The 23,303-nt window shown below is 71.8% G+C and carries 18 protein-coding genes and 2 pseudogenes; 15 read left to right on the top strand and 5 right to left on the bottom strand.

Features of this window, described 5'->3' with window-relative positions; translation table 11 throughout:
- Position 1: 1 nt before the first annotated feature.
- A complete protein-coding gene (locus tag AB0I51_RS28215; RefSeq protein WP_362979776.1) occupies positions 2-892 on the top strand; it encodes a glycoside hydrolase family 19 protein in 891 nt (296 codons plus the stop codon).
- Between the two features lie 16 nt (positions 893-908).
- Complete coding sequence (locus tag AB0I51_RS28220; RefSeq protein WP_362979778.1) at positions 909-1,268, top strand: hypothetical protein; 360 nt, start codon at positions 909-911, stop codon at positions 1,266-1,268.
- 286 nt (positions 1,269-1,554) lie between these two features.
- Here AB0I51_RS28220 and AB0I51_RS28225 read toward each other — a convergent pair whose 3' ends face one another.
- Both AB0I51_RS28225 and AB0I51_RS28230 read right to left on the bottom strand, forming a co-directional pair.
- Positions 1,555-3,864, bottom strand: a complete 2,310-nt coding sequence (locus AB0I51_RS28225; protein WP_362979780.1) for a LuxR C-terminal-related transcriptional regulator — start codon at positions 3,862-3,864, stop codon at positions 1,555-1,557.
- Between the two features lie 148 nt (positions 3,865-4,012).
- Positions 4,013-5,194, bottom strand: coding sequence for a Gfo/Idh/MocA family oxidoreductase (locus tag AB0I51_RS28230; RefSeq protein ID WP_362979782.1), 1,182 nt, complete (start codon positions 5,192-5,194; stop codon positions 4,013-4,015).
- Between the two features lie 120 nt (positions 5,195-5,314).
- Here AB0I51_RS28230 and AB0I51_RS28235 point away from each other — a divergent pair, with 120 nt between their 5' ends.
- The 5 genes from AB0I51_RS28235 to AB0I51_RS28255 all read left to right on the top strand — a co-directional run bounded on the left by AB0I51_RS28235 (position 5,315) and on the right by AB0I51_RS28255 (position 10,762).
- Positions 5,315-6,319 carry a LacI family DNA-binding transcriptional regulator gene (locus tag AB0I51_RS28235; protein WP_362979784.1) on the top strand — a complete coding sequence of 335 codons (1,005 nt, stop codon included), beginning with the start codon at positions 5,315-5,317 and terminating at the stop codon, positions 6,317-6,319.
- A gap of 25 nt (positions 6,320-6,344) precedes the next feature.
- Positions 6,345-7,325, top strand: a complete 981-nt coding sequence (locus tag AB0I51_RS28240; RefSeq protein ID WP_362979786.1) for a membrane dipeptidase — start codon at positions 6,345-6,347, stop codon at positions 7,323-7,325.
- The gene (locus AB0I51_RS28245; protein ID WP_362979788.1) at positions 7,316-8,815 is read left to right on the top strand and encodes an MATE family efflux transporter; all 1,500 of its coding nucleotides are present in this window, start codon (positions 7,316-7,318) and stop codon (positions 8,813-8,815) included. Before AB0I51_RS28240 ends, AB0I51_RS28245 begins: the two co-directional genes overlap by 10 nt.
- Positions 8,812-9,780, top strand: a complete 969-nt coding sequence (locus tag AB0I51_RS28250) for a sigma-70 family RNA polymerase sigma factor (RefSeq protein WP_362979790.1) — start codon at positions 8,812-8,814, stop codon at positions 9,778-9,780. The genes AB0I51_RS28245 and AB0I51_RS28250 overlap by 4 nt, the downstream gene beginning before the upstream one ends.
- Positions 9,781-9,865: 85 nt before the next feature.
- Positions 9,866-10,762, top strand: a complete 897-nt coding sequence (locus tag AB0I51_RS28255; protein WP_362979792.1) for an alpha/beta hydrolase — start codon at positions 9,866-9,868, stop codon at positions 10,760-10,762.
- 294 nt (positions 10,763-11,056) lie between these two features.
- On the opposite strand, the pseudogene AB0I51_RS28260 reads toward AB0I51_RS28255, so the two are convergent.
- Both AB0I51_RS28260 and AB0I51_RS28265 read right to left on the bottom strand, forming a co-directional pair.
- A pseudogene (locus AB0I51_RS28260) lies at positions 11,057-12,136 on the bottom strand (IS701 family transposase); the annotation flags it as partial.
- Between the two features lie 167 nt (positions 12,137-12,303).
- On the bottom strand, positions 12,304-13,287 hold the full coding sequence (locus tag AB0I51_RS28265; protein WP_362979794.1) for a phosphotriesterase-related protein: 984 nt from the start codon (positions 13,285-13,287) through the stop codon (positions 12,304-12,306).
- A 296-nt stretch (positions 13,288-13,583) separates the two neighbouring features.
- Here AB0I51_RS28265 and AB0I51_RS28270 point away from each other — a divergent pair, with 296 nt between their 5' ends.
- Complete coding sequence (locus tag AB0I51_RS28270; RefSeq protein ID WP_362979796.1) at positions 13,584-14,597, top strand: glycosyl hydrolase; 1,014 nt, start codon at positions 13,584-13,586, stop codon at positions 14,595-14,597.
- Positions 14,598-14,661: 64 nt separating this feature from the next.
- On the opposite strand, the gene AB0I51_RS28275 is transcribed toward AB0I51_RS28270, so the two are convergent.
- Complete coding sequence (locus tag AB0I51_RS28275) at positions 14,662-15,774, bottom strand: glycosyl hydrolase 53 family protein (RefSeq protein WP_362979798.1); 1,113 nt, start codon at positions 15,772-15,774, stop codon at positions 14,662-14,664.
- Positions 15,775-16,074: 300 nt separating this feature from the next.
- On the opposite strand from AB0I51_RS28275, the gene AB0I51_RS28280 reads away from it, so the two are divergent.
- The 7 genes and pseudogenes from AB0I51_RS28280 to AB0I51_RS28310 all read left to right on the top strand — a co-directional run bounded on the left by AB0I51_RS28280 (position 16,075) and on the right by AB0I51_RS28310 (position 23,292).
- Complete coding sequence (locus AB0I51_RS28280) at positions 16,075-17,010, top strand: ATP-binding cassette domain-containing protein (protein ID WP_362979877.1); 936 nt, start codon at positions 16,075-16,077, stop codon at positions 17,008-17,010.
- Positions 17,007-17,852: an ABC transporter permease gene (locus AB0I51_RS28285; RefSeq protein WP_362979800.1), complete on the top strand. Its 846-nt coding sequence runs from the start codon at positions 17,007-17,009 to the stop codon at positions 17,850-17,852. The genes AB0I51_RS28280 and AB0I51_RS28285 overlap by 4 nt, the downstream gene beginning before the upstream one ends.
- 116 nt (positions 17,853-17,968) lie before the next feature.
- A complete protein-coding gene (locus AB0I51_RS28290) occupies positions 17,969-19,285 on the top strand; it encodes a sensor histidine kinase (RefSeq protein ID WP_362979802.1) in 1,317 nt (438 codons plus the stop codon).
- Positions 19,282-19,974 carry a response regulator transcription factor gene (locus tag AB0I51_RS28295; RefSeq protein WP_362979804.1) on the top strand — a complete coding sequence of 231 codons (693 nt, stop codon included), beginning with the start codon at positions 19,282-19,284 and terminating at the stop codon, positions 19,972-19,974. The genes AB0I51_RS28290 and AB0I51_RS28295 overlap by 4 nt, the downstream gene beginning before the upstream one ends.
- Before the next feature lie 70 nt (positions 19,975-20,044).
- Positions 20,045-20,248 (top strand): annotated as a pseudogene (locus AB0I51_RS28300) (hypothetical protein); the annotation flags it as partial.
- A 319-nt stretch (positions 20,249-20,567) separates the two neighbouring features.
- Complete coding sequence (fusA, locus tag AB0I51_RS28305) at positions 20,568-22,631, top strand: elongation factor G (RefSeq protein WP_362979806.1); 2,064 nt, start codon at positions 20,568-20,570, stop codon at positions 22,629-22,631.
- A gap of 334 nt (positions 22,632-22,965) precedes the next feature.
- Positions 22,966-23,292, top strand: a complete 327-nt coding sequence (locus tag AB0I51_RS28310) for a putative quinol monooxygenase (RefSeq protein ID WP_362979808.1) — start codon at positions 22,966-22,968, stop codon at positions 23,290-23,292.
- Positions 23,293-23,303 lie beyond the last annotated feature (11 nt).

The following is a 23,303-nucleotide window of genomic DNA, read 5'->3' on the forward strand; positions in this document are numbered from 1 at the left end:
TGTGTCGAGACGCCGCATCGCCGCAGTACTGACCGCACTCGTCCTCGGTAGCCTTACGCCCGTGGTCCTCCCCGCCGCCGGCGCGTCCGCCGCGTCCTGTTCCAGCTATCCCAACTGGGTGGCCGGCCAGTTGTACGTCACCGGCCAGATCGTCCGCTACACCGACGGCAACGCGTACATCGCCGAGCACGACAACCCGGGCTACGACCCGGTCATCAGCACCTGGTTCTGGGAGCCGTACGCCTGCGACGGAGGCTCGGGCACGCCCGTCGGCAACTTCGTCGTCAGCGAGGCGCAGTTCAACCAGATGTTCCCGAGCCGGAACTCCTTCTACACGTACAGCGGTCTCACCGCCGCCCTCGGCGCCTACCCGGGCTTCGCCGACACCGGCAGCGACACCACGAAGAAGCAGGAGGCCGCCGCCTTCCTCGCCAACGTCAGCCACGAGACGGGCGGGCTGGTGTACATAGTCGAGCAGAACACCGCCAACTACCCGACGTACTGCAACTGGAACGAGCCGTACGGCTGCCCGGCCGGTCAGTCCGCCTACTACGGGCGCGGACCGCTGCAGATCAGCTGGAACTTCAACTACAAGGCCGCGGGCGACGCGCTCGGCATCGATCTGCTCAACAATCCGTGGCTGGTGCAGAACGACTCGGCCGTGGCCTGGAAGACCGCGCTCTGGTACTGGAACACCCAGAGCGGCCCCGGCTCCATGACCCCGCACAACGCGATGGTCAACGGCGCCGGTTTCGGCCAGACCATCCGCAGCATCAACGGCTCGGTGGAGTGCGACGGCAAGAACCCCGCCCAGGTGCAGAGCCGCGTGGACGCCTACCAGCGGTTCACGTCGATCCTCGGGACCAGCACGGGGGCCAACCTCTACTGCTGAGTACGCCACGGACGACGTGGCCGCGATGGTGGTCGACGCGAACAAGAGCGGTCGTAGGCTCACGGACGTCGTGGGCGGGACGCCCGTCGCCTTCAATCGAGCGGTCGGCGGGAAGATCTCGTCCTTCGGCTGCCCCGCCACCCACCCGCAGCTCGGCGAGGAACTCCTGCGCTGCGTGGGCACGGAGAAGAAGGAGAACGGCCAGCAGATGATCCCCTGCGACATGACCGGCGCCTCCAGCGGCGGACCCTGGCTCGCCGGTTTCGACGAGGCCACCGGGAAGGGCACCCTCGTCTCGGTCAACAGCGCGCTGGACGGCTTCACGCCGACCAAGATGTACGGCGAGATCCTGGGCGCCACCGCCAAGACCATGTAAGAGCGGGCCGGGCGCGGCTGACCGACGGTGTCCGAGGGCTGCCCCCGCCGACAGGGGCAGCCCCATGTGAGTACCGCCAGGGGAGGTGCGGTGACGGGCGCCTTGCCATGACAGCCGTGGGGTTGACCAACACTGCCGGCGCCCGCGACGTTCCGTTCCCCTGGCGGTGCGACCAGCCTGCGGCAGCGGGCGGGTGCGGGGGGCGTGAACTGCAGGAGATCGGTGCACCCAGTCGCCGGCGCGGGCCGCGCGGGGCGTACCTAGGTATGCGGAAACACCCCGATACCTACGCCGTCGAGGTGCCATCCGCCTGTGCCGGGGCCAGGATCTCGGTACGGGAGGCGATCCCCAGCTTGGCCAGGATGTGCTCCACGTGGGCGTCCACGGTGCGTTTGGAGATGACGAGGCGTTCGGCGATCTCCCGGTTGGACAGGCCCCGGGTCACCAGCGCGGCGACCTCGCGTTCCCGCCGGGTGAGGGGATCGGCGGGGCGGCCGTCCGAGCTGCCGGGACGGGCCGCGGGCACACCGGGCGGTTCGTCCGCGTCAGCCCTCACGGCGTCCAGGAGTTCCCGGCCCGACATCCGGGCCCCCGCCTCCCGCCACCGCTCGTGGAGTTCGTCGCCCAGTGCCGCACGCACCGCCCGCTGCTGGGCCTCCTGCTCCTCCAGCAGCCGGGGCAGCATGCCCACCGGGTCGCCGCCGAGCCGGCGCGCGTGCTCCGCGTAGCCCAGCAGCCAGCAGGCCCTGACGTACCGCTGCTGTCCGGCCGCGTGCCAGGCGAGCCCCAGGGACGCGAGCGCCGCGACCAGCACCTCTCCGATCTCGCTCGCCGCCTCCAGGCCCCGGCGCAGCGCGACAGCGCTCTCCTCGGGCCGTCCGACGAGCCACAGGATGACGCCCTGGACGGTGAGCGTGGACCCGTACAACTGGCGCTCGCCCCGGCCCTCCAGATACGCCAGCCCCGCCTCGCACCACTCCAGTGCCCGGTCCGTGAAGCCCAACGCCCCGTACAGCAGGGCCCCTTCGTAGTGCACGACGCCGATGCCCAGTGCGTCGTCGGCCGCGACCATCCGCGCCCGGACCGCGTCGAGCGCCGCCATCCCCTCCTCCAGGGCGCCGCCGAGCACCCGCAGGGCGGCCAGATAACCCTCGCTGAACAGCTCCACCCGGCTCTCGCCGACCCGCCGCGCCACGTCGAGGGCCTGCGGGAACCGGTCCGACGCCGTCTCCAGATCCGCCGTCCACACCCCGAACACCCCGGTCATGAACAGCGCCCAGGCCCGCGCGGGGGAGTCCTGCTGGACCGGTCCAAGCCCCTTGTCGATCCAGTACCGGCCCTCGGACAGCGTCCCCGCCGCCCGCCAGTACGCCCCGAGCCGGGTCGCCAGCCACAGCGCGTCCGCGGCCCGGCCCTCGGTCGCGCAGCCGTACTCCAGGGCGGCCCGTACGTCGGCGATCTCCGCGCGCACCGCGTGGTGCAGCGGGACCTGCGCCGGGCCCACCAGGCCGTCCCAGAAACGGCCGACGAGTTCGTCGTAGTGGGCGAAGTGCCGGTGCCGTACGGCCTCGGCGTCCTCGGTCTCCGCGAGCCGTCCGGCGCCGTACTCGCGGATGGTGTCAAGGAGCCGGTAGCGGGCCCCGTCCTCGCCGAGACGCTGGACGACCGACTTGTCGACCAGGCCGATCAGCGCCTCGACGACCTCCTCGCCGCCGAGGACGCCCGCACCGCCCGCGCACACCCGCTCGGCGGCGGTCAGTCCGAAGGAACCGGCGAACACCGACAGCCGCGCCCACAGCAGTTGCTCCTGGGGTGTGCACAGGTCGTAGGACCAGTCGACGGCCGCGCGCAGGGTCTGGTGGCGGGTCAGGGCCGTGCGCCGGCCGCCGGTCAGGACCTCGCAGTGGCGGTCCAGGCGGGCGACGAGTTCGGAGAGGGGTACGGCCCGCAGCCGTACGGCCGCCAGTTCGAGTGCGAGGGGGATGCCGTCGAGGCGGTCGACGAGTGCGAGGGCGTGCTCCCGGTCGGCGCCGTCGAGGGCGGGACCGCCGGTGACGGCGGCGGCCCGCTGGGTGAACAGGTCGACGGCGTCGGCGCGGGCCAGCGGGGCGATCGGCAGACAGCGCTCACCGGGCACGTCGAGGGGCTGCCGGCTGGTCGCGAGCACGCTCAGTCCTGGGGCCTCGCGCAGCAGGACGTCGCAGAGCATCGCGCACGCGTCGACCAGGTGCTCGCAGGTGTCGAGGACGATCAGCATCCGCCGCCCGCGCAGGTGTTCCACGATCGCGTCCAACGGCGTCATGCCGGACTGCTCGGGCAGCTCCAGCACGCCCGCGAGGGTCGGCGGCACCAGCTCCGGGTCGTGCAGCGCGGAGAGCTCCACCAGCCGCACCCCGTCGGCGAACCGGTCCGTGGCCGCGCGGGCCGCCCGCAGCGCGGTACGGCTCTTGCCGACACCGCCCGGGCCGACCAGCGTGACCAGCCGCGAGCGCGCCAACTCGGCGTGCAGCGCGGCGAGTTCGCCGGTGCGTCCGACGAAGCTGGTCAACTCGACGGGGAGTTGACCGCCGCGCCGCTGTCCGAAGCCGTATCCCATGCCGCCCCCATACCCGTCCGCCAACCGGTCACCACAGCGTAGGCGAGTGACTCCTGAGCGTGAACGGTAGTCGAGTCCGGCGGGTGGACGCGAGATCGCGCCGGTGGCTCAGTGCAGGGGCGTGCGGGCCGGCCGGAGTGTGCGCCCCTCACGCCGGGCTCAAGCGGGTGCCGCTCTGTGCCGGGCTCGCCCAGCCGCCGCTCTCGACGGAGCGCACCATGGCGTCCAGTACCGCCGCGCTGCGTACCGCGTCCGGCAGTGTGGCGCCGTAGGGCTTGCCCTCGGCGACGGAACGGAGGAAGCGGTACGCCTCGATCACCTTGAGGTCGTCGTAGCCCATCGCGTTGGCCGCGCCCGGCTGGAAGGCGCCGAACTCGCCGTCGCCCGGGCCGACATACACGGTGGTGACGGGCTGGTCCTGGTACGTGGTGCCGCGGCTGACCGCCAGTTCGTTCATCCGGCGGAAGTCCCAGAACACCGCGCCCTTCGTGCCGTGCACCTCGAAGCCGTAGTTGTTCTGCTCGCCGACCGAGACCCGGCAGGCCTCCAGGACACCCCGGGCGCCGGAGGCGAAGCGCAGCAGGCAGTTGACGTAGTCCTCGTTCTCCACCGGGCCCAACTCGCCGCCCGTGGCCAGCGCGTGGCCCGCGGTCGCGCCGGTGGGGCGGGCCCGCTGCGGGAGGAAGATCGCGGTGTCGGCGGCGAGGGCGGTGATGTCGCCGAGGAGGAAGCGGGCGAGGTCGGCGCCGTGCGAGGCCAGGTCGCCGAGGACTCCGTGGCCGCCGCGCTCCAGCTCGTAGCGCCAGGTCAGGGCGCCGTCCGGGTGGGCGGCGTAGTCGCTGAAGAGGCGGACCCGGATGTGGGTGACCGTGCCCAGTTCGCCGGAGGCGATCAGGTCGCGGGCGGCCTCCACGGCGGGCGCGTTGCGGTAGTTGAAGCCGACCGCGCCCTGGACGCCGGCCTTGGTGACGGCGTCGGACACGGCGGAGGCGTCCGCGGTCGACAGGCCCACCGGCTTCTCGATCCAGATGTGCTTGCCGGCCTCGGCCATCGCGACGCCGATCTCGCGGTGCAGGAAGTTCGGCGCGGTGATGCTCACCGCCTGCACGCGCGGGTCGGCGACCACCTCGCGCCAGTCGCGGGTGGTGGAGGCGAAGCCGAACTGCTCGGCGGCCTGCTCGGCCCGCCCGGGCACGTCCTCGGCGACCGACACGAGCTGTGGCCGCACGGTCAGCTGCGGAAAGTGGTGCGGGACACGGGCGTACGCCTGGGTGTGCACCCGCCCCATCCATCCGAAGCCCACGACGGCTACACCGAGCGAGGTCACCATGACTGCCCTTCTTTGGACCGGTCCAGAAGCTGTTCCCGCCACCCTGAAACGCGTACGTCCTTATGTCAATACCTTTAGATGCCTTTGACAGCCGGCCGGAGCGCATGGAACGGTCCAACCATGAGAGCACCGACCATCCGTGATGTCGCCGAACACGCCGGTGTGTCGAAGTCGCTGGTCTCCCTGGTGCTGCGCGGCTCCGAGCAGGTCCGGCCCGAGAAACGGCAGGCCGTGCTGGCCGCCGTCGAGGAACTCGGCTACCGGCCCAACGCCGCCGCCCGCAGTCTCAGCGAGCGCCGCACCCGCTCGGTCGGTGTCCTCCTCAACGACCTGCGCAACCCCTGGTTCGTGGAGCTTCTCGACGGCCTCGGCTCCCGCCTGCACGAACGCGGCCTGCACATGCTCCTCGCCGACGGCCGCCTCAACCGGCGCCTCGGCGACGACCTCACCCGCACCTTCACCGAGCTGCGCGTCGACGGACTGGTGGCGGTCGGCACCCTGACCGCCACGGACGAGCTGCGCGCCGCCGCCGGCCACATCCCCACCGTGGTCGCCGGCGCCCGCGAGCCCGTGCTGCCGCACGTCGACGTGGTCGCGGGCGACGACGCGCACGGCGCGCGCCTGGCCACCGAGCACCTCGTCGACCTCGGCCACCGCCGCATCGCCCACATCGCCGGACAGGGCGTCGTCGGCGGACTGCGCCGCACCGCCTTCGAGACGGTCGTGCGCGAACACGGCCTGACCGACCTCGCCACGGTCGAGCAGGGCGATCTCACCGAGGAGGGCGGCTACCGCGCCATGGTCCGGCTGCTCAACGCCCCCGAGCCGCCGACCGCGGTCTTCGCCTTCAACGACATCGCCTGCGTCGGCGCCCTCTCGGCCGCCGAGGAGTCGGGCCTGCGGGTGCCGCGCGACCTCTCCCTCGTCGGCTACGACAACACCTATCTCGCGCGGCTGCGACACCTGTGGCTCACCACCGTCGACAACGCCAGCCACGACATCGGCCGCCGCGCCGCCGAGCACCTCCTGGACCGGATGGCGAACCCGGCCCGCCCGGGCTCGACCGTCCTGTCGCCGCCGTCCCTCCAGGTGCGCGGCACGACGGGGCCGCCCTCGACGCCGTAGCCCGGGCACGGGCATGATCGGTACGGTGCCGAACGAAACCCCACCGCCCCGCCGCCCGCCCCTGCTCTGGGAGCAGCACTGCTGCCTGCCGCTCGAACGGCGCGCCGATGTCGGCGAGTTGGCCCGCTACCGCAGACCCGGCGGCAGCTTCGTCTCCGTGAACGTCGGCTACGCGCCGCACAGTGCCGACGACGTCACCGGCCTGTTGACGAGCTGGCGGGAGCGGATCGCCGCGGACGACCGGCTGCGCCTGGTCGCGACCGTCGACGACATCGACGACGCCGTGCGCGCGGGGAGCGTGGCGGTCGCCTTCGACCTGGAGGATTCCGGGCCGCTGGAAGGGGACTTGGACCGCGTACGGCACTTCTACGACCTCGGAGTGCGCACCATGGTGCCGACCTACAACACCCGCAACGCGGCCGGCGGCGGCTGCCTCGACGCGGTCGACGAGGGACTCACCGGCTACGGGCGGTCGCTGGTACGGGAGTTGAACGCCGTCGGCATGGTCGTGGACGGCTCGCACTGCGGTGCCCGTACCGGCCTCGACCTGTGCGAGGTGTCCCGACTCCCCGTCGTCTACAGCCATTCCGGCATGCGCGCCGTGCGGGAGCACCCCCGCAACATCACCGACGAGCAGGCCAGGGAGTGCGCGGCCACGGGCGGGGTCGTCGGCATCACCGGCGTCGGCATCTTCCTCGGCGCCAACGACGCCTCCGTGGACGCCCTCGTACGGCACATCGACCACGCCGTCGACCTCGTCGGGCCGGAACACGTCGGGGTGTCCACCGACTACCCGTTCGACGAAGGGGACTTCAACACGATGCTCGAACAGAGCCCGGAGCTGTACCCCGAGTGCTACACCCGCTGGGGCGCGATCGAATTCATGCCGCCGGAAAGCCTGTTGACCGTCGAGTACGCGCTGCGCGGCCGGGGATATCCCGAGGACGCCGTCGCCGCGATCCTGGGCGGCAACTTCCGGCGGGTGGCGGAGCGGGTGTGGCGGTAGTGGGCAACCGGACCGCGGGGCAGGGCAGCTGTGCGGCCGTCGGCGAGCGCGGTGCCTTCCTGACCATCGCCCGGGCCGCCGCACCGCTGTATGTGACCATGCTCGCCTCCTCGGCCGGCTCGCTCGTCGACACCGCTCTGCTGGGCCGGCACGCCACCGTGTCGCTGGCCGCGTTCGCCGTGACGATCGCGGTGTTCGGCCCGGCCACCGCCACCGTGGCGGGCGCGCTGCGCGGGGTGATGCCGTTCGTCGCGCCGCACCGGGACGATCCGGAGGGACTGCTGCCGCTGGTGCGCGCCGGGATGTGGCTGGCGTTCGCCGTGGGCGGGGTCTGCGCGGCGGCGGTCGCGGCGGTGCCGCTGCTCGGCGGGGCGTTCGGCGTCCCGGACGGCATCCTCGGCCAACTGGGCCCGTTTCCCTGGATGTCGGCGGGCAGCGTGCTGCTGATCGCCGTGAACTCCTCGGCCTCCTCCGTCCTCGTCGCGCTCGGGCGGTCGGCGCAGGTGATGCGGTCCGGGCTCGTGGGCACCGCCGTGTCCGTGACGCTGTCGGTACTGCTGGTCGGCGGACCGGGACCGCTGCCCAGCTTCGGACTGACGGGGGCAGGGCTGGCCATGCTCGCCTCCAGCCTGGTCGCGGCCGGTCTCAACCAGTACGCGCTGCGCCGCCGTACGGTGCTCGCCGGCCGCCCGATCCGGCCCGGGCGGCCCGATCCGCGCCAGGTGCTGCGGCTGGCCCGGGTCGGTCTGCCGCTCGGCGCCACCGTGCTGGTGAAGTTCTCGGTGCTGGGCGTGCTGACCTTCGCCGCCGCCCGTATCGGCACCGGCAGCGCCGCCGTGCACGGCGTCGCCGAGTCCCTGGTGAACGTGGTCTTCACCGCCGCGGTCGCGGTCGGCCAGGCCACGGTGCCGCTGATCGCCGGCTACGCCGAGGAGCGCGACCTCGCCCGCACACGGCGCGCGGTGGACGCGGGGTTCGCGGTCGCCCTGAGCGCGGTCCTCGTCCTCGGCGCCACCCTGGTGGTGCTGCGCGGCCCGGTGATCGACCGGTTCACCAGGAGCCCGGACCTCGCCGACCAGGTCGTACACCTGCTGCCGCTGGTCCTGGCGGTGGTCGTCGGCGACGCCCTGCAGGCCGTCGCGGGCTTCGGACTCGTCGGGCTGCGGCGCACCGTGCCGAGCCTGGTGTCCACGGCGGTGTGGTTCGGCGTGCTGGCGGCACTGGCCGTCCCGATCGCCGACGCCACCGGCCTGCGGGGCCTGTGGACCGCGCCGGCCTGCGCGAACCTGCTCCAGGCCGGCACCAAAGTTCGTCTCCTTCAGGCGGCACAGCGCCCACGTCGTGGCCGCGTCCGCCCCGGCGCCCGTCCGGGACCTGACGGAGGCCTGAACTTGGACCGGTCCGGCCGGACCACCCCGCGATGTGACGTCACGAGGCGCGCCCATTACGTTCGTAGGGACGACGGGCACGCCGGAAGAGGAACAGCATGAGCAGCCGGAGCACGGGCGAGATCACGCGCGTCGAGGACGCGGCGCTCACCCTGGCCGCGCAGGCCGGTGACGTCGCCTCCCTGGGGCTGCTGCTGGAGCGGCACCGGGGCGGGATGCGGGCGGTCGCGGTGAGTGTGCTCGGGCCGGGGCCCGACGTCGACGACGTGATGCAGGACGCGGCGCTGACCGCGCTGCGGCGGGTGGGGGACGTGCGCGACCCGGAGGCCGTGGGGCCGTGGCTGCGGATGATCGTGCGCAACACCGCCCGCTCGCTGCTGCGCCGCGCCGCCGACCACCGGCCGCTCGACGACCACCACGTGCCCGCCACGGAGTCCGGCCCGGAACGCTGGCTGGAGCACCACACGATGCGGGACTGGATCTGGGAGGCCGTCGAGCAGCTGTCGCCCGCGCTTCGACTGCCGCTGGTGCTGCGGCACTTCAGCGTCGGCGTCACGTCGTACGAGCGGATAGCCGAGGCCTGCGGGGTCCCCGTCGGCACCGTCCGCAGCCGGCTCAGCCAGGGCCGGGCCAGGCTCGCGCTGGCCCTCGCGGCCACGGCGGACGCCCCGCACGGCGACGCGGGCCGCCGCACCCGCGCCAGCCGCGCCGAAGCACGGGAGACCCTGGAGGCCGCCGAGCGCGGACACTTCGGCAAGCTGGTCACCGAACGCTGGTCGCCCGAGGCCGCGCTGGTCCGCGGCGGTGAACCGGTGGGCGGCAGAAGCCTGTTGGTGCGCGGAATGGAGTGCGACCTGGAGGCCGGCGTACGCCAGCACCTCGCGCACGCCGTGGCCGGCCGGTCCCTCGTCGTCTGGGAGATGGACATCAGCAACCCCGACGACGACCCCGAGCACTGCCCGCCCGCCGTGGCCTGGCTGATGAGCCTGGACGGCGCCGGACGGGTGCACCGGCTGAGGCTCGTCCACCCCCGGCCGGTACCGGTCCCGCACTCCCTGCTGGTGTGACGGGCATCACTCGATCCGTTTCGAACTTCGCCCCGCCCCTCGCGTCCTGTCGGTGTCGTCACCATCCGCGGACCAGGGAGATCCCATGACCACGTCGAACGACCCGCTCGCCACCGGAACGCACACCGTCGAGATCGACGGAGTCACGCAGCGCTACCACGTCCACGGGACCGGTCCCGTGTGCGTCGCGCACTCCGGCGGCCCCGGTATCTTCTGGGGGTACCTGCGCATGCCCGCGCTGGAGGAGCACCTCACGGTCGTCGACCCGGAGCCCGTCGGCACCGGCGCCTCCGGCCGGCTGCCCACCCACCCGCACGGCTACACCCGGGCCCGCTACAGCCGCTTCCTCACGGCGCTCGTCGACCACCTCGGCGTCCCCGAGGTGCACCTGCTCGGACACTCCCACGGCGGGTTCGTCGCCCAGTACCACGCGCTGCACCACCCCGACCGCCTCGCCGGCGTGATCCTCTACGAGAGCGCGCCGGTGACCGGTCCCGAGCACGGCGCCGAAGCGATGCGCATGGTGCAGGAGTTCGCCGCCCGGCACGCCGACAACCCCGGGCTCCCCGAGGTCGTGGAGGCGTTCCAGAGCATCCCCGCCATCTCCGACGACACGCAGACGAGCGCCGTCGCCCGGGGGATCTTCCCCGCGTACTTCGCCGACTTCTGGGGCCGGGAGGCGGAGTTCGGTCCCGCGCGGGCCGCGGTGACCGGCACCTACATCTCCGGTCTCGACGAGGACCTCACCCCGGACGCCGTCGACGACCGTGCCGCGCTCGGCTCGCTCACCGTGCCGACCCTCGTCCTCGTCGGCCGCCACGACGTCATCTGCGGGGTGCGCTGGGCCGAGGAACTGCACGCGCTGATCCCGGGTTCGGAGCTGGTGGTCCTGGAGAACAGCGGGCACTTCGGGCACCTGGAGGAACCGGAGGCCTTCGCCAAGGCGGTGACGACGTTCGTCGAGGCCGCCGCCCGGAACTAGTACTCCAGTTGCACTTCTCCATATGCCCTGGTCGCGGGGCTCTTTCGGAGTCTAGTTGGCTGACGCTGCATCAGGTTGGTGGTGGTTCGTGACTCACTCGATCGGGGCGCGTGCGGCGCCGGTAGTGGCAGCGGCGGGCGATGGCCTGGTGGCGTCTGCGCCAGCGGGACCAGTAGAGCCGCCGCGCGGGCGACAGGTGCCGGGCCGAGGGGGGATGGGCAAGGTCCAGGAGCCGTCGGACTTCTGCCACGGTGAGGGGAACGAGGCCGCTCGAACCGTTTCTGCGGCCCCTTTTTCGAGGGCCTGGGCTGTCATCGCCGCCAGGAAGGCGTGCGCGAGCATGGCCAGGGTGATGTGCCGGTACCAGCCGACGTAGCGGCGGACTTCGTACTGGTCCAGGCCGCACTCGTTCTTCGCTGCCTGGAAGCACTCCTCGATCGCCCACCGGGCGCCGGCCACCCGAACCAGCTCGGAGACGGCGGCGTCCGCCGGCGCGAAGGCCAGGTAGTACGCGATCTCCTCGGGACGCGCCAGGCTGCGGCGCGCCAGCACCCAGCGGCAGTGGGCGGGATCCGAACTCTCCACGGCGGGCAGCTTCGCCGCAGCCCAGTCGTAGACCCGCGGCCCCTTCACACCGTCACCGCAGGAGATCCGCTCCCACGCGTCGGCCGGGGCACCGGTCAGGACATGGTCGATGCGCCAGCTTCCAGCCGGCGACTTGACCTGCTGCGACTTGGGCACCGCCAGGACGTAGCCCACTCCGGCCTCCTCCAGCATCCGCCGGAAGTGCCACTCCTGCCCGTAGGCCGCATCGGCGGTCACCCAGGCGATCGGCAATGCGGAGTCCAGTGCCCGCCGGACCATGGCACGGGCGAGTTCCGGCTTGGTCGCGAAGGACTTGCTCTCCGGAATCCGGGCGTTACGGCACCGGTCGGGATCCTCCGTCCAGGACTTGGGCAGGTAGAGCTCGCGGTCCACCAGGGCCCGGCCCTTGGCGGAGGCATAGGCGGCGAACACTCCGATCTGGCAGTTCTCCGTACGGCCCGCGGTGCCCGAATACTGCCTTTGCACCCCAGCGGAGACGGTGCCCTTCTTGAGGAAGCCGGTGTCGTCCACGATCAGGACACCGTCCGGCTGCCCGAGCTGGTCGGCCACGTAGTCCCGCAGATCGTCGCGGATCTCGTCCGGGTCCCACTGGCACCACGACAGCAGTCGTTGCAGCCCATACGGGGTGTCATGGCCTGCGTGCTCGGCTATCTGCCAGCTGTTCTTCCTGCCCACTGGGCCCAGCAGGCCACGCACGTAGTCCCGCATCCGCCGCCGCGGCTCGACGCGGCCGAACCGCTCGCCCACCCGCAGCAGCAACGACTCCAACTCGGCATCCCATGAACCGACTTCGGTATCGCTCTCGATATCCACAACCGGTTCAACGCGCCCCGATCGAGTGAGTCACGAACCACCACCAACCTGATGCAGCGTCAGCCAACTAGACTCCGAAAGGGCCCCGCGACCAGGGCATATGGAGAAGTGCAACTGGAGTATTAGGAGTCGGCCGGCGTGAAGTACCGGCGCGGGTTGTCGGCCGGCATGGTCGTGAGCTGGGCCTCGGTGACGCCTGCGGCGCGCAGGGCCGGGAGCACCTGGTCGTGGAGATGGGTGTGGTGCCAGTTCGGCGCGATCTGCTCCCGTACGCCCGGCGGGAACCAGTCGACGTGGCAGGACGCGTCGTGCGACAGCACCGTCCGCTCGGCGAGGCCCTCCCGCGCGAGCGCGGCGACGGTCGCCACCCGCTGGTCCTCGGGCAGCAGGATGTCGAGGCCGAACCGGTCCATTCCCACGTACGAGCCGTTGTCGACGAGTTCGCGCAGATAGTCCAGGTCGGCGGTGTCGCCGCTGTGCCCGACGACGACCGCACCGAGGTCCACGCCCTCCTCGCGCAGCACCCGCTGCGCGACAAGTCCCGTACGGGCGACGGCACTTGTGTGCACAGTGATCGGGGCGCCGGTCCGCAGATGGGCCTGCGCCACCGCGCGCATCACCCGCTCCACGCCCGGCGTGAGCTCGTTCTCGATGGCGCACTTGAGGAACGCGGCCCTGATGCCGGTGTCCGCGATACCCTCGGTGAGTTCCCGGACGAACAGCTCGGTCATGCCCTCGGGGCCGCCGAGCACCGTGCCCGGGCCGTGGTAGCGGAAGAAGTCGGGGATGTCGGCCGGCGTGTAAATGCCGGTCGCCGCAACGATGTTGAGGTCGACCTGCGCGTTGACCCGGGCCACGCGCGTCACATCGCGGCCGAGTCCGATCACCGTGCAGTCGACGAGAGTGGAGACGCCGGCCGCGGCGAGGGCCTTCAGCCGGGTCACTGCGTCGTCGACGCGCTCCTGCTCGTCCCAGGTCTCCGGGAGACTCTGCCGGAGTTCCTCACTGACGACGAAGACGTGCTCGTGCATCAGGACGGTGCCGAGGCCGCCCACCGCCATGGGCCCGCGGACTGTCTGCACCTGGGGGTTCGAGGTCGTGCTCATCCTTTGTCGCCTGTCGCCGGTCGGGACACCGGTGCCGGTGACCGCTCGCCACCACGTTCCGCACCGGTTCCGCATGCTTGGACCCGACTCTGCCAAGCGCACGGCGGCATGGTCTTTCGCCCCGGCGCGCAGTCCTTTCGCGTGGGCGTGGAGTCGTCTCGCGCCGGCCCGCTCCGGGGGCACTCCGGTCATGTCGTGAATGGCGTGCTACATCATCCTCTGCCCCGCGCTGGTACCTTGCTCGGGCGTCGGAGCCGTCCGCCGCCCCCGCCCCCGGGAAGAAGGAGAGGCGTCCAGTGGCCCCGCACGGGACGCGCCGCAGCCTGCCGGCCCTGTTCACCGCCGCCCTCGCACTCGTCCTGCTGGCCGGACCGGCCTGCGTACCCGGTGGCGAGCCCCCGCCCCGGACCGCGCCGACGGCCCCCGCACACGCGTCCGGCCCGCTGACGGCCTACGGCGCCTACGTCGGCTACGGCCCAGACGCCGTCCGCCGGGTCGCGGAGTTCGGCGCCTGGCTCGGCCGGCCCGAACCCCGGGTCGGCCACGCGTATCTGCCCGGCGACACCTGGACCGGCATCGAGGGTGCCACCGGCGACCTGGACCAGTGGGCCGAGTGGCGCCGGGCCCGCCAGGACCGCCTGCTGGTCCTCAACGTCCCGATGCTGGACCGCAACGAGGCCCACCTCCCCGACGACGTGGTCCGCGCCGAGCTGGGTGACGGGGCGGACGGCCGCTACGACGACCACTTCCGCACGCTCGCCCGGCGACTGGTCCAACTCGGCGCCCCCGACACCGAGATCGTCCTCGGCTGGGAGATGAACGGCACCACCTACACCCACCGCTGCGCGCCCGACCCCGCGTCCTGGAAGCGGTACTGGACGCGCATCGTCACCGCGATGCGATCCGTCCCAGGCCAGCGCCTCCGCTTCGACTTCACCCCGAACCGCGGCCGCGACGCGATCCCCTGGACCGACTGCTACCCCGGCGACGCCTACGTCGACGTGATCGGCATGGACGCCTACGACGCCCCCCGAGGCCTGCCCTTCACCGGCCAACTGACCGAACCGTACGGACTGTTGGCACAGGCCGACTTCGCCCGCACCCACCACAAGCCCGTCGCCTACCCCGAGTGGGGCCTGTTCGACAACGGCGACAACCCCGCCTACGTGCGCGGCATGCTCACCTGGATGGCGGCGCAGCACCCGCTCTACCAGACCATCAGCGACTACTGCCCGCACGGAGTGTGGCGCTGCCGCGCCAACCCCAGGTCGGCGGCCGTATACCGTGCCCTGACGGATCATCGGCCCTGAGGACGGAGAACGGCACCGCCCGGGGAAGCGGGCGATGCCGTCCGTGGGCCGTCCGACTACCCCGCTACGGCGTCCACTTCACGTTCGGATTGACCTGCCCGGTCCAGTTGAAGATCGCCATGTTGTCCCAACCGTCGCCGCTGGTCGCGATGTTGGCCGGGTCCCAGCCGTTGCCCGCGACCGCGTACCAGGTCGGCTCCCAGTAGAAGACGCCGATCGCACCCGCGCTGCGCGCCGTGTTCTGCACGGCGGTGAACTCCGCGCCCTGCCCCGCCCAGGTGAGCGGATAGCCCGAGCAGCCCGAGGTGACCGAGTTCGCCGTGCTGTCCGCGTCCGACGAGGTGAACGGATAGGCCGTCTCCGCGATGATGACGTCCTTGCCGTAGCGGGACTTCATGTCCGAGACGACGCTGCCCATGTTGGCCAGCGTGCCGTGCCACATGCAGTAGTACGACAGCCCGGTGATGTCCCAGTTGACGCCCTGCGCCTTGATGCCGTCGTAGAACCAGCGGGCGTTGGAGTCGCTGTCCGCGTCGGCGGTGTGGATGATCACCTGAGTGGAACTGTTGCACGCCTTGGTCGCGTTGTAGCCCGACTTCAGCAGCAGGCCCAGGTTGGTGAAGTTGTTGTTGACGACCTTGCCGTCGTCCCACAGCATGCCGACGTTGATCTCGTTGCCGATCTGCACGCTGTCCGGGGTGGTGCCCTGGGACTTGAGGCTGTTGCAGACGTCGTAGGTGTAGTTGTAGACGTCGGTCTGCAGCGCGCCGATGCCATGGCTCGACCAGGCCGCGGGCTTGTACTGCTTGCCCGGGTCGGCCCAGGTGTCGGAGTAGTGGAAGTCGATCAGCAGCTTGAGGCCCTTGGCCTTGACCTGCTTCGCGTAGGCCAGCACCTTCGCCTTGTTGTTGTAGCCGCTGGCGGGGTTGTTCCAGATCCGCAGACGTACGTAGTTGACGCCGGCGCCCTTGAGGATGTCGAGCGGGTCCTTGGCGGTTCCGCTGGAGTCGTAGTACTTGGCGCCGAGGTCGATCGCGCGCTGTGCGGACGAGACGTCGGCGCCGAGCATCGTGAGCGAGTTCGCGGCGGCGGCGTCCGTGGGGGTGAGCATCGCCGCCGGCAGGGCGACTGCGGCCAGCAGCAAGGCGGCCTTCACTATGCGGCCCGGGATTTTCACGGGGTACCCGACCTCCTTGGGTCGACTGACATGCGCATGCGGGTTGGGGTCTGAGAACGTTCACAGTAGGAGAGGTAACAGGCGCTGTAAATATGTGTGTCGGTGGTATTTCCCGCAGTTGGCAGAGGTGTACTCGATGTGAGCCGCATGGGAACGTACACAACGCGCGCCACACAGTCGTACCGCGGTACTACGCCCGCCCCCGCAACGGCCCCTCGGTACGACGGGTTCTGGGCCTCCGCCCTCCTAGCGTTGCCGGTGTCCAGACGGGGCAGTGGCACGTGAGCGTGAGGGATGGCGATGATCGAGGCGCAGCAGCTGACGAAGCGGTACGGGGAGAAGACGGCGGTCGACCGGCTGGACTTCGTCGTCAAGCCGGGCACGGTCACCGGCTTCCTGGGACCGAACGGTGCCGGGAAGTCCACCACGATGCGCATGATCGTCGGCCTGGACGCGCCCACCGCCGGCACTGTCACGGTCAACGGCAGGCCCTACGCCGAGCACACCGCGCCCCTCCAGGAGGTCGGCGCGCTCCTGGAGGCCAAGTCGATCCACCCGGGCCGCTCCGCGTTCGACCACCTGATGGCGCAGGCCTACACGCACGGCATCCCGCGCCGCCGCGTCGACGAGGTCATCGAACTGACCGGGCTGCAGTCGGTGGCCAAGAAGCGGGCCGGGGCCTTCTCCCTCGGCATGGGGCAGCGGCTCGGCATCGCCGCCGCGCTGCTCGGCGACCCGGCGACCGTGATGCTCGACGAACCGGTCAACGGCCTCGACCCCGAGGGCGTGCTGTGGATCCGCAACCTGCTGACCGGGCTCGCCGCGGACGGCCGTACCGTCTTCGTCTCCTCGCACCTGATGAGCGAGATGGCGCTGGTCGCCGACCATCTGATCATCGTCGGACGGGGGCGGCTGCTGGCCGACACCACCGTGCGGGACCTGGTCCGCACGGCCGGCGGCGACACCGTGACCGTGGCCTCCGAGCAGCCCGCCCGGCTGCGCGAGGTCCTCGCCGGTCCCGGCGTGGAGATCACCGGCGAGGTCGGCTCAGAGGAACTGCACGTCACCGGGCTGACCGCGCGCGCCATCGGCATCAGGGCCGCCGAGCACCGCATCCCGCTGTTCGAGCTCAGCGCGCGGACGGTCTCCCTGGAACAGGCGTTCATGGACCTGACCCGGGACGCCGTCGAGTACCACGGCACCACCACCGTCGAGACCGCAGGGAGGGCCGCGTGAGCACCATCACCGCGACCGACAGCACCGCACCCGCACCGGTGAAGCCGGCCCGTCCGCCGTACAGGGTCACCGGGCGCCGCGTGCTGCGCTCCGAGTGGGCCAAGCTGTGGTCCCTGCGCTCCACCTGGATCACCCTGGGTCTGGGCCTGCTGTTCCTGATCGCGTTCGGCCTGATCGCCGCCGCGCACTACAAGTCCTCCTACGACGGCGGGCATCTGCGGCCCGACGACGCCAACTCCACCGCGCTCGACATCTCCCTCTTCGGCACGAACTTCGCGCAGCTCGCCCTCGGCGTGCTGGGCGTCCTGGTCACCGCGGGCGAGTACTCGACCGGCATGATCCGCTCCACGCTGGCCGCCGTACCGCGCCGCCTGCCGGTGCTGTGGTCCAAGGCCCTCGTGTTCGGCGTGGTCGCGCTCGGCGCCTCGCTCGTCGGGGTGTTCGTCGCGTTCCCGATCGTCAGCGGCATCGTCTCCGGCACCCCCGCCGCTCTCTCCTTCTCGCACTCCGGAGTCGTCCGCAGCCTGCTCGGCGCCGGTCTCTACCTCGGCCTGGTCGGCGTGATCGGCACCGCGCTGGGCGCACTGCTGCGCTCGGTCGCCGGCGGCATCTCGGTGCTGGTCGCCTCGCTGATGCTGGTGCCCGGACTGATCTCGCTGCTCCCCAGCTCCTGGCAGGACAACATCAGCCCCTATCTGCCGAGCAACGCGGGCGAGGCGATGTTCTCGCTGACCCACGACGCGACGACCCTCTCGCCCGGCGCCGGACTCCTGGTCTTCGCCGGCTGGACGGCGCTCGCGCTGGGCGGGGCCGCCTACCGGCTGGTGAAGGCCGACGCCTGAGCCGGTTCCCCCGCGGCCGCGACGCGGCATCCGGCCTGCTCAAGGGTCGGATGCCGCATCGGTGCGCGGCCCCACAATGGACAGGTGACCTCCATGAACCCGGACCAGTGACACCGATGAGCCCCGACGACCCCGCCCACGTGCTGTTCGCGGAGACGGACCTCCCGTGGAGCCACCCCGTGGCCGGCGGAATGTCCCGGTTCGGCCGCCGGATCAAACAGGGCGACCGGCGCCACCCCTGGGTGCTGGACACGGCTCTGATCGTCCTGGTCGTGCTGATGTTCTGTCTGCCGGACATGCTGGACGGCGACGACGGCCGGCGGCGCGGCTTCGACAACAGCTTCATCCACCTGCCCTGGCCGGCGACCATCGCCCTTCAGCTGGGTCTGGTGCTGCCGCTGCTGTGGCGGCGCCGTAGGCCGACCCTGGCCTTCGCGCTGATCGCCGCCGTCTTCTTCGTCCAGGCCGGGCTGGGGGTCTGGCTGCGCGCGGATGTCGCCCTGCTGATCTCCCTCTACAGCCTGGTCCTGCACGGGCAGTTGCGCAGACTGCCCGCCGCCTGCGCCGTCACCCTCGCCGCCCTGGGTCTCTTCGCCCTCCGGCTGCCGTCCCAAGTGCCGGTCCTCGACGCGCTGTTCGTCCTGTTCAGCACCATCACCGCAGCCGTCGCGCTCGGGTTCGTGGTCCGTATCCGGCGCGCCCAGCTCGCCGTGCTGCGCGACCGCGCGGCCCGCCTTGAGGTAGAGCGAGACCAGCGGTCCAAGCTCGCCGCCGCCGCCGAACGCACCCGTGTGGCACGGGAGATGCACGACATCATCGGCCACAACCTCTCCGTCATCATCACGCTCGCCGACGGCGGCGCCTACGCCACCGACCTCGCCCCCGAACGCGGAAAGCAGGCGCTGCTCCTCATCGGCGACACCGGACGCCAGGCGCTCGGTGAACTCCGGCGCATGCTGGGCGTGTTGCGCGTGCAGAGCCCCACCCCGGACGCCCCCGAACTCAGCCCCCAGCCGGGTGTCGCCGATCTCGACGCCCTGTGCGCCCGGATCCGCGCGGCCGGTCCCCAGGTCGTGTACCGCACCGGCGGCGAACCGGCGGCCCTGGACCGAGGGGTCCAGCTCACCGTCTACCGCATCGTGCAGGAGGCCCTCACCAACGCCCTCAAGCACGCGGGCCACGACACGCGTGTCGAGCTGACGGTGAACGTCGAGGACACCCGTGTGCACATCGACTGCCACGACACCGGCCCGGGCACGGCCACCGCAGGGCCCGCACCGAGCCACGACCAAGGACACGGACTCGCCGGCATGAGAGAACGCGCCGCCCTCTACCACGGCACCGTCACCGCGGGCCCCGCCCCCGGCGGCGGCTGGACGGTACGGGCCACCCTCGACCTCACCCCGCTCGACGTGATCGAGGGAGCGGCATGACGACCGTGCTCATTGTGGACGACCAGCCCCTCCAACGCCTCGGATTCCGCATGCTGTTGGAGGCCAACCCCGACACCGAGGTGGTCGGCGAGGCCGGGCACGGCGGCGAGGCGGTGCGGATGGCCGCCGAACTGCGCCCCGACGTGATCCTGATGGACGTACGGATGCCCGGCATGGACGGCATCGAGGCCACCCGCCGGGTCGTCGCGGCGGGCGACCGCTCCCGCGTCCTGATCCTCACCACCTTCGACCTCGACGAGTACGCCCACGAGGCGCTGCGCGCAGGAGCCAGCGGCTTCCTCCTCAAGGACGCCCACCCCGAGGAACTCCTCGCCGGCATCCGCGCGGTGGCCTCCGGAGACGCCGTCATCGCCCCCGCCCTCACCCGCCGCCTGCTCGACGCCTACGCCCAGCACCTGCCGAAACGCTCACCGGAGGGCCCTGTGGCGGCCCCGGCGACGGACGACCCCCGCATCCGCTCCCTCACCGAACGCGAGCGCGAGATCCTGCTCGCCATCGGCCAGGGCTGGACCAACGGCGAGATCGCCGAGCGCCTCTTCGTCTCCGAGTCCACGGTGAAGACCCACGTAGGCCGCGTCCTGGCGAAGGTCGGCGCCCGCGACCGCATCCAGGCCGTGATCCTCGCCTACGACCTCGGCCTCGCCCGCCCCAACGCCCCCGACCAGTAGGCGAGCCGATCGTGCGGTCGCGAGAGCTCAGCTCGCGCGGCCCGCACGCAAGGCTTCGTACGCGCGGTGAACAGGTGCCGTCACCGGGCATGTCTTCCAGACCTGGGGCACCGGCGTCTGGACCAAGACGGCCCCCTCCGTCGGTGCCGGCCGCGTCTACGCCTTCCCGGACTCGACCACCGTCCGCGTCGAGTGCCAGAAGCACGCCGAGGTCGTCACCTCCGACGGCTACACCAACGACGCCTGGGCCTATCTGCCCGACTACAGGGCCTGAATGACCAACATCTACATCAAGGGCCCGGCCTGGCTCGACGGAGTACCCACCTGCGCCTGACCGCCCGCCCCTGATAAATCAGGTGCCCCACCGATCCGGGCTTCTCTACACTCGCCACGACCGTTGACGAGTGAGGGGAGCCCGCCGTGCGTGACCGCACCGCAGTGATCCTCCTGTCCTCGTCCCTCCGGTACCCGCCGCGCGGCCGGTACCGGACACCCGTGACGAGCGTCTGACTATCTGACTACACGTCAACTCTCTTTCCTCGTACGGGAATCGCGCCGCCCTGCACGGAATCACTCTCGAAAGGCCACGGGCCGTGCGCACCGAACGCCCTGTCACCAACCCGCTCACCGCCGTCCGCAACCTGGGCATCCTCGCCCACGTCGACGCCGGCAAGACCACCGTCACCGAGCGGTTCCTCTACCTCACCGGCACCACGCACAAGCGCGGCGAGGTCCACGACGGCACCACCGTCACCGACTTCGACCCCCAGGAACGCGACCGCGGCATCACCATCTTCGCCGCGGCCGTCGGCTGCGCCTGGGACGGACACCGCGTCAACCTGATCGACACGCCGGGACACGTCGACTTCGCCGACGAGGTGGAGCGCTCGCTGCGCGTCCTCGACGGCGCGATCGCCGTGTTCGACGCCGTCGCGGGCGTGGAGCCGCAGAGCGAGTCGGTGTGGCGCCAGGCCGACCGGTACGGCGTGCCGCGCATCGCCTTCGTCAACAAGCTGGACCGCGCGGGCGCCGACCTCGACACGGCCGTCGCCTCCATCCGCGAACGGCTCCATCCGGCGCCGTTGGTGGTGCAGTTGCCGATCGGCACGGAGGACGGCTTCACCGGAGTCGTCGACCTGCTGCGTCTACGGGCGCTGGTGTGGCCGGACACGGACGGACCGGCGGCCGAAGTCCCGGTGCCGGAGGGCCTGTCGGCGGAGGCGCGGCGGCGCCGACGGCTGCTGGAGGAGGCGGTGGCGGAACTGCATCCGGGCGCGCTGGAGGAGTTCTGCGCCGAATCCACCCTGTCCGCAGGGACGTTGAGCACGGCACTGCGCGACCTGACCCGCACCGGCGACGGTGTGGTCGTGCTGTGCGGCTCGGCCTACCGCAACCGGGGCATCGAACCGCTGCTGGACGCCGTGGTGGCGTATCTGCCCTCGCCGCTGGACGTGCCCCCGGTACGGGGAACGTACGACGGCGGTGAACAGGAGCGGCCCGCCGACCCTCAAGCACCCCTCTCCGCACTGGCGTTCAAGGTGAGTGCGGCGGGGACCGGACGGCTGACGTATCTGCGGATCTATTCGGGCGCGATCGAGAGAGGGGACACGGTGTGGGATCCGGGCGCACGGCGCACCGAGCGGATCGGGCGCATCCTGCGGGTGCAGGCCGACCGGCACGAACGGCTGGAGCGGGCGGTCGCCGGGGACATCGTCGCCGTGGCCGGACTCAAGTCCGTGCGCGCCGGCTCGACCCTGTGCGCGCCCGACGCCCCGCTCGTCCTCGAACCGCCCGCGGTCGCCGACCCGGTGGTGTCCGCGGCGGTCGAGGCACGCCGCGGCACCGACACCGAACGGCTGGCGGCGGCCCTCGCCCGGCTCGCCGAGGAGGACCCCTCGCTGGTCGTGCGCACCGACGCCGAGACCGGCCAGACGGTCCTGTCCGGCATGGGCGAACTGCACCTGGAGGTCGCGGTGGAGAAGATCCGCCTGGCCACCGGGGTCGAGGTCGACGTGGGCCGTCCCCGGGTGGCCTGTCGGGAGACCGTGGTGCGCGGGGTGTCCGGATTCGTGTTCCGGCACGTCAAACAGGACGGCGGCTCGGGACAGTTCGCGCACGTCGTACTGGACGTGGAACCGCTCGACGACACCGGCTCGGGCTTCGACTTCCGCTCGGCGGTCGTCGGCGGGCGGGTACCGCAGGATTACGTCCGCTCGGTGGAGGCCGGCTGCCGTGACGCCCTCGCCGAGGGACCGGTCGGCGGATTCCCGGTGACCGGGCTGCGCGTCACGCTGACCGACGGGGCGACCCATGTGAAGGACTCCTCGGAGCAGGCGTTCCGCACGGCCGGCCGGCTCGGCCTGCGCGAGGCCCTGCGCGCCTGCGAGTCGGTCCTCCTCGAACCGGTCGCCGAGGTCACGGTCACCGTGCCCGAGGACTCGGTCGGCGGCGTCCTCGGCGACCTGGCCGCCCGCCGCGGCCGGGTCACCGGCTCGACGACCCGCACGGGCTCCGCGCTCGTCACGGCGACCGTGCCGCTGGCCGAACTCTTCGGCTACGCGACGAGGTTGCGCAGCCGCACCCAGGGCCGGGGCACGTTCACGGCCCGGCCGACGGGGTACGCGCGGGTGCCGGGTGGGGCGGCGGTGGCCCGGTAGGGGCGTACGGGCGGGAGGCGTCTCCGTGCGGGGCGCCTCCCGCTTCCCGTTCCCAGGGCTCGGAAAGGCGTGCCCGGGGTGAACTCGCCGTCCGCGCGGGGCGGTTGCGCGGCAGCGGCAGCGGCAGCGGCAGCGGCAGTCGGAGACGGGGTCGGGGTCGGGGTCCGAGGGACGTTCCTCGCCCAGGCCGGCGCCGGGCGCGGCAGTGAACCACTCGGTGCCCGTCCCCGTAGGGGAGGTGTCCACGGTGGGGCACCTCCCGCCGCCTGTCTGTGGGAGGCACGCTCGGGACGGCACGTTTCCGCGTGCCGTCCCGACATTCTTGGAGCATCGCATGATCCTCATCGCCGTACGGTTCCCCGTCCGCCCCGAGTACCGCGACGAATGGCTCGACCGGGTCGCCGAGTTCACCGCGGCGACCCGGGCCGAGCCAGGCAATCTGTTCTTCGAGTGGTCGGTCGACGCGGTCGACCCCAACCGCTTCGTGCTGCTGGAGGCGTTCGCCTCCCCGGAGGCCGGCGCCGCCCATGTCGGCTCCGAGCACTTCAAGGCGGCCATCGCGTGGATGCCGGACGTCGTCGCCGCGACGCCCGACATCATCCACGTCGAGACGGAGGGCGGGGGTTGGTCGCCGATGGCGGAGATCACGCCAAGGGTGTGACGGTGGCGGGT

The sequence above is a fragment of the Streptomyces sp. NPDC050549 genome (assembly GCF_040655035.1).
Taxonomy (GTDB): domain Bacteria; phylum Actinomycetota; class Actinomycetes; order Streptomycetales; family Streptomycetaceae; genus Streptomyces.

What these genes read in the sequence shown, in the direction of transcription:
- AB0I51_RS28225 (WP_362979780.1), bottom strand. Translation starts at nt 3,864, where the DNA reads ATGGGATACGGCTTCGGACAGCGGCGCGGCGGTCAACTCCCCGTCGAG.
- AB0I51_RS28230 (WP_362979782.1), bottom strand. Translation starts at nt 5,194, where the DNA reads ATGGTGACCTCGCTCGGTGTAGCCGTCGTGGGCTTCGGATGGATGGGG.
- AB0I51_RS28235 (WP_362979784.1), top strand. Translation starts at nt 5,315, where the DNA reads ATGAGAGCACCGACCATCCGTGATGTCGCCGAACACGCCGGTGTGTCG.
- AB0I51_RS28250 (WP_362979790.1), top strand. Translation starts at nt 8,812, where the DNA reads ATGAGCAGCCGGAGCACGGGCGAGATCACGCGCGTCGAGGACGCGGCG.
- AB0I51_RS28255 (WP_362979792.1), top strand. Translation starts at nt 9,866, where the DNA reads ATGACCACGTCGAACGACCCGCTCGCCACCGGAACGCACACCGTCGAG.
- AB0I51_RS28265 (WP_362979794.1), bottom strand. Translation starts at nt 13,287, where the DNA reads ATGAGCACGACCTCGAACCCCCAGGTGCAGACAGTCCGCGGGCCCATG.
- AB0I51_RS28280 (WP_362979877.1), top strand. Translation starts at nt 16,075, where the DNA reads ATGATCGAGGCGCAGCAGCTGACGAAGCGGTACGGGGAGAAGACGGCG.
- AB0I51_RS28290 (WP_362979802.1), top strand. Translation starts at nt 17,969, where the DNA reads ATGAGCCCCGACGACCCCGCCCACGTGCTGTTCGCGGAGACGGACCTC.
- AB0I51_RS28295 (WP_362979804.1), top strand. Translation starts at nt 19,282, where the DNA reads ATGACGACCGTGCTCATTGTGGACGACCAGCCCCTCCAACGCCTCGGA.
- AB0I51_RS28310 (WP_362979808.1), top strand. Translation starts at nt 22,966, where the DNA reads ATGATCCTCATCGCCGTACGGTTCCCCGTCCGCCCCGAGTACCGCGAC.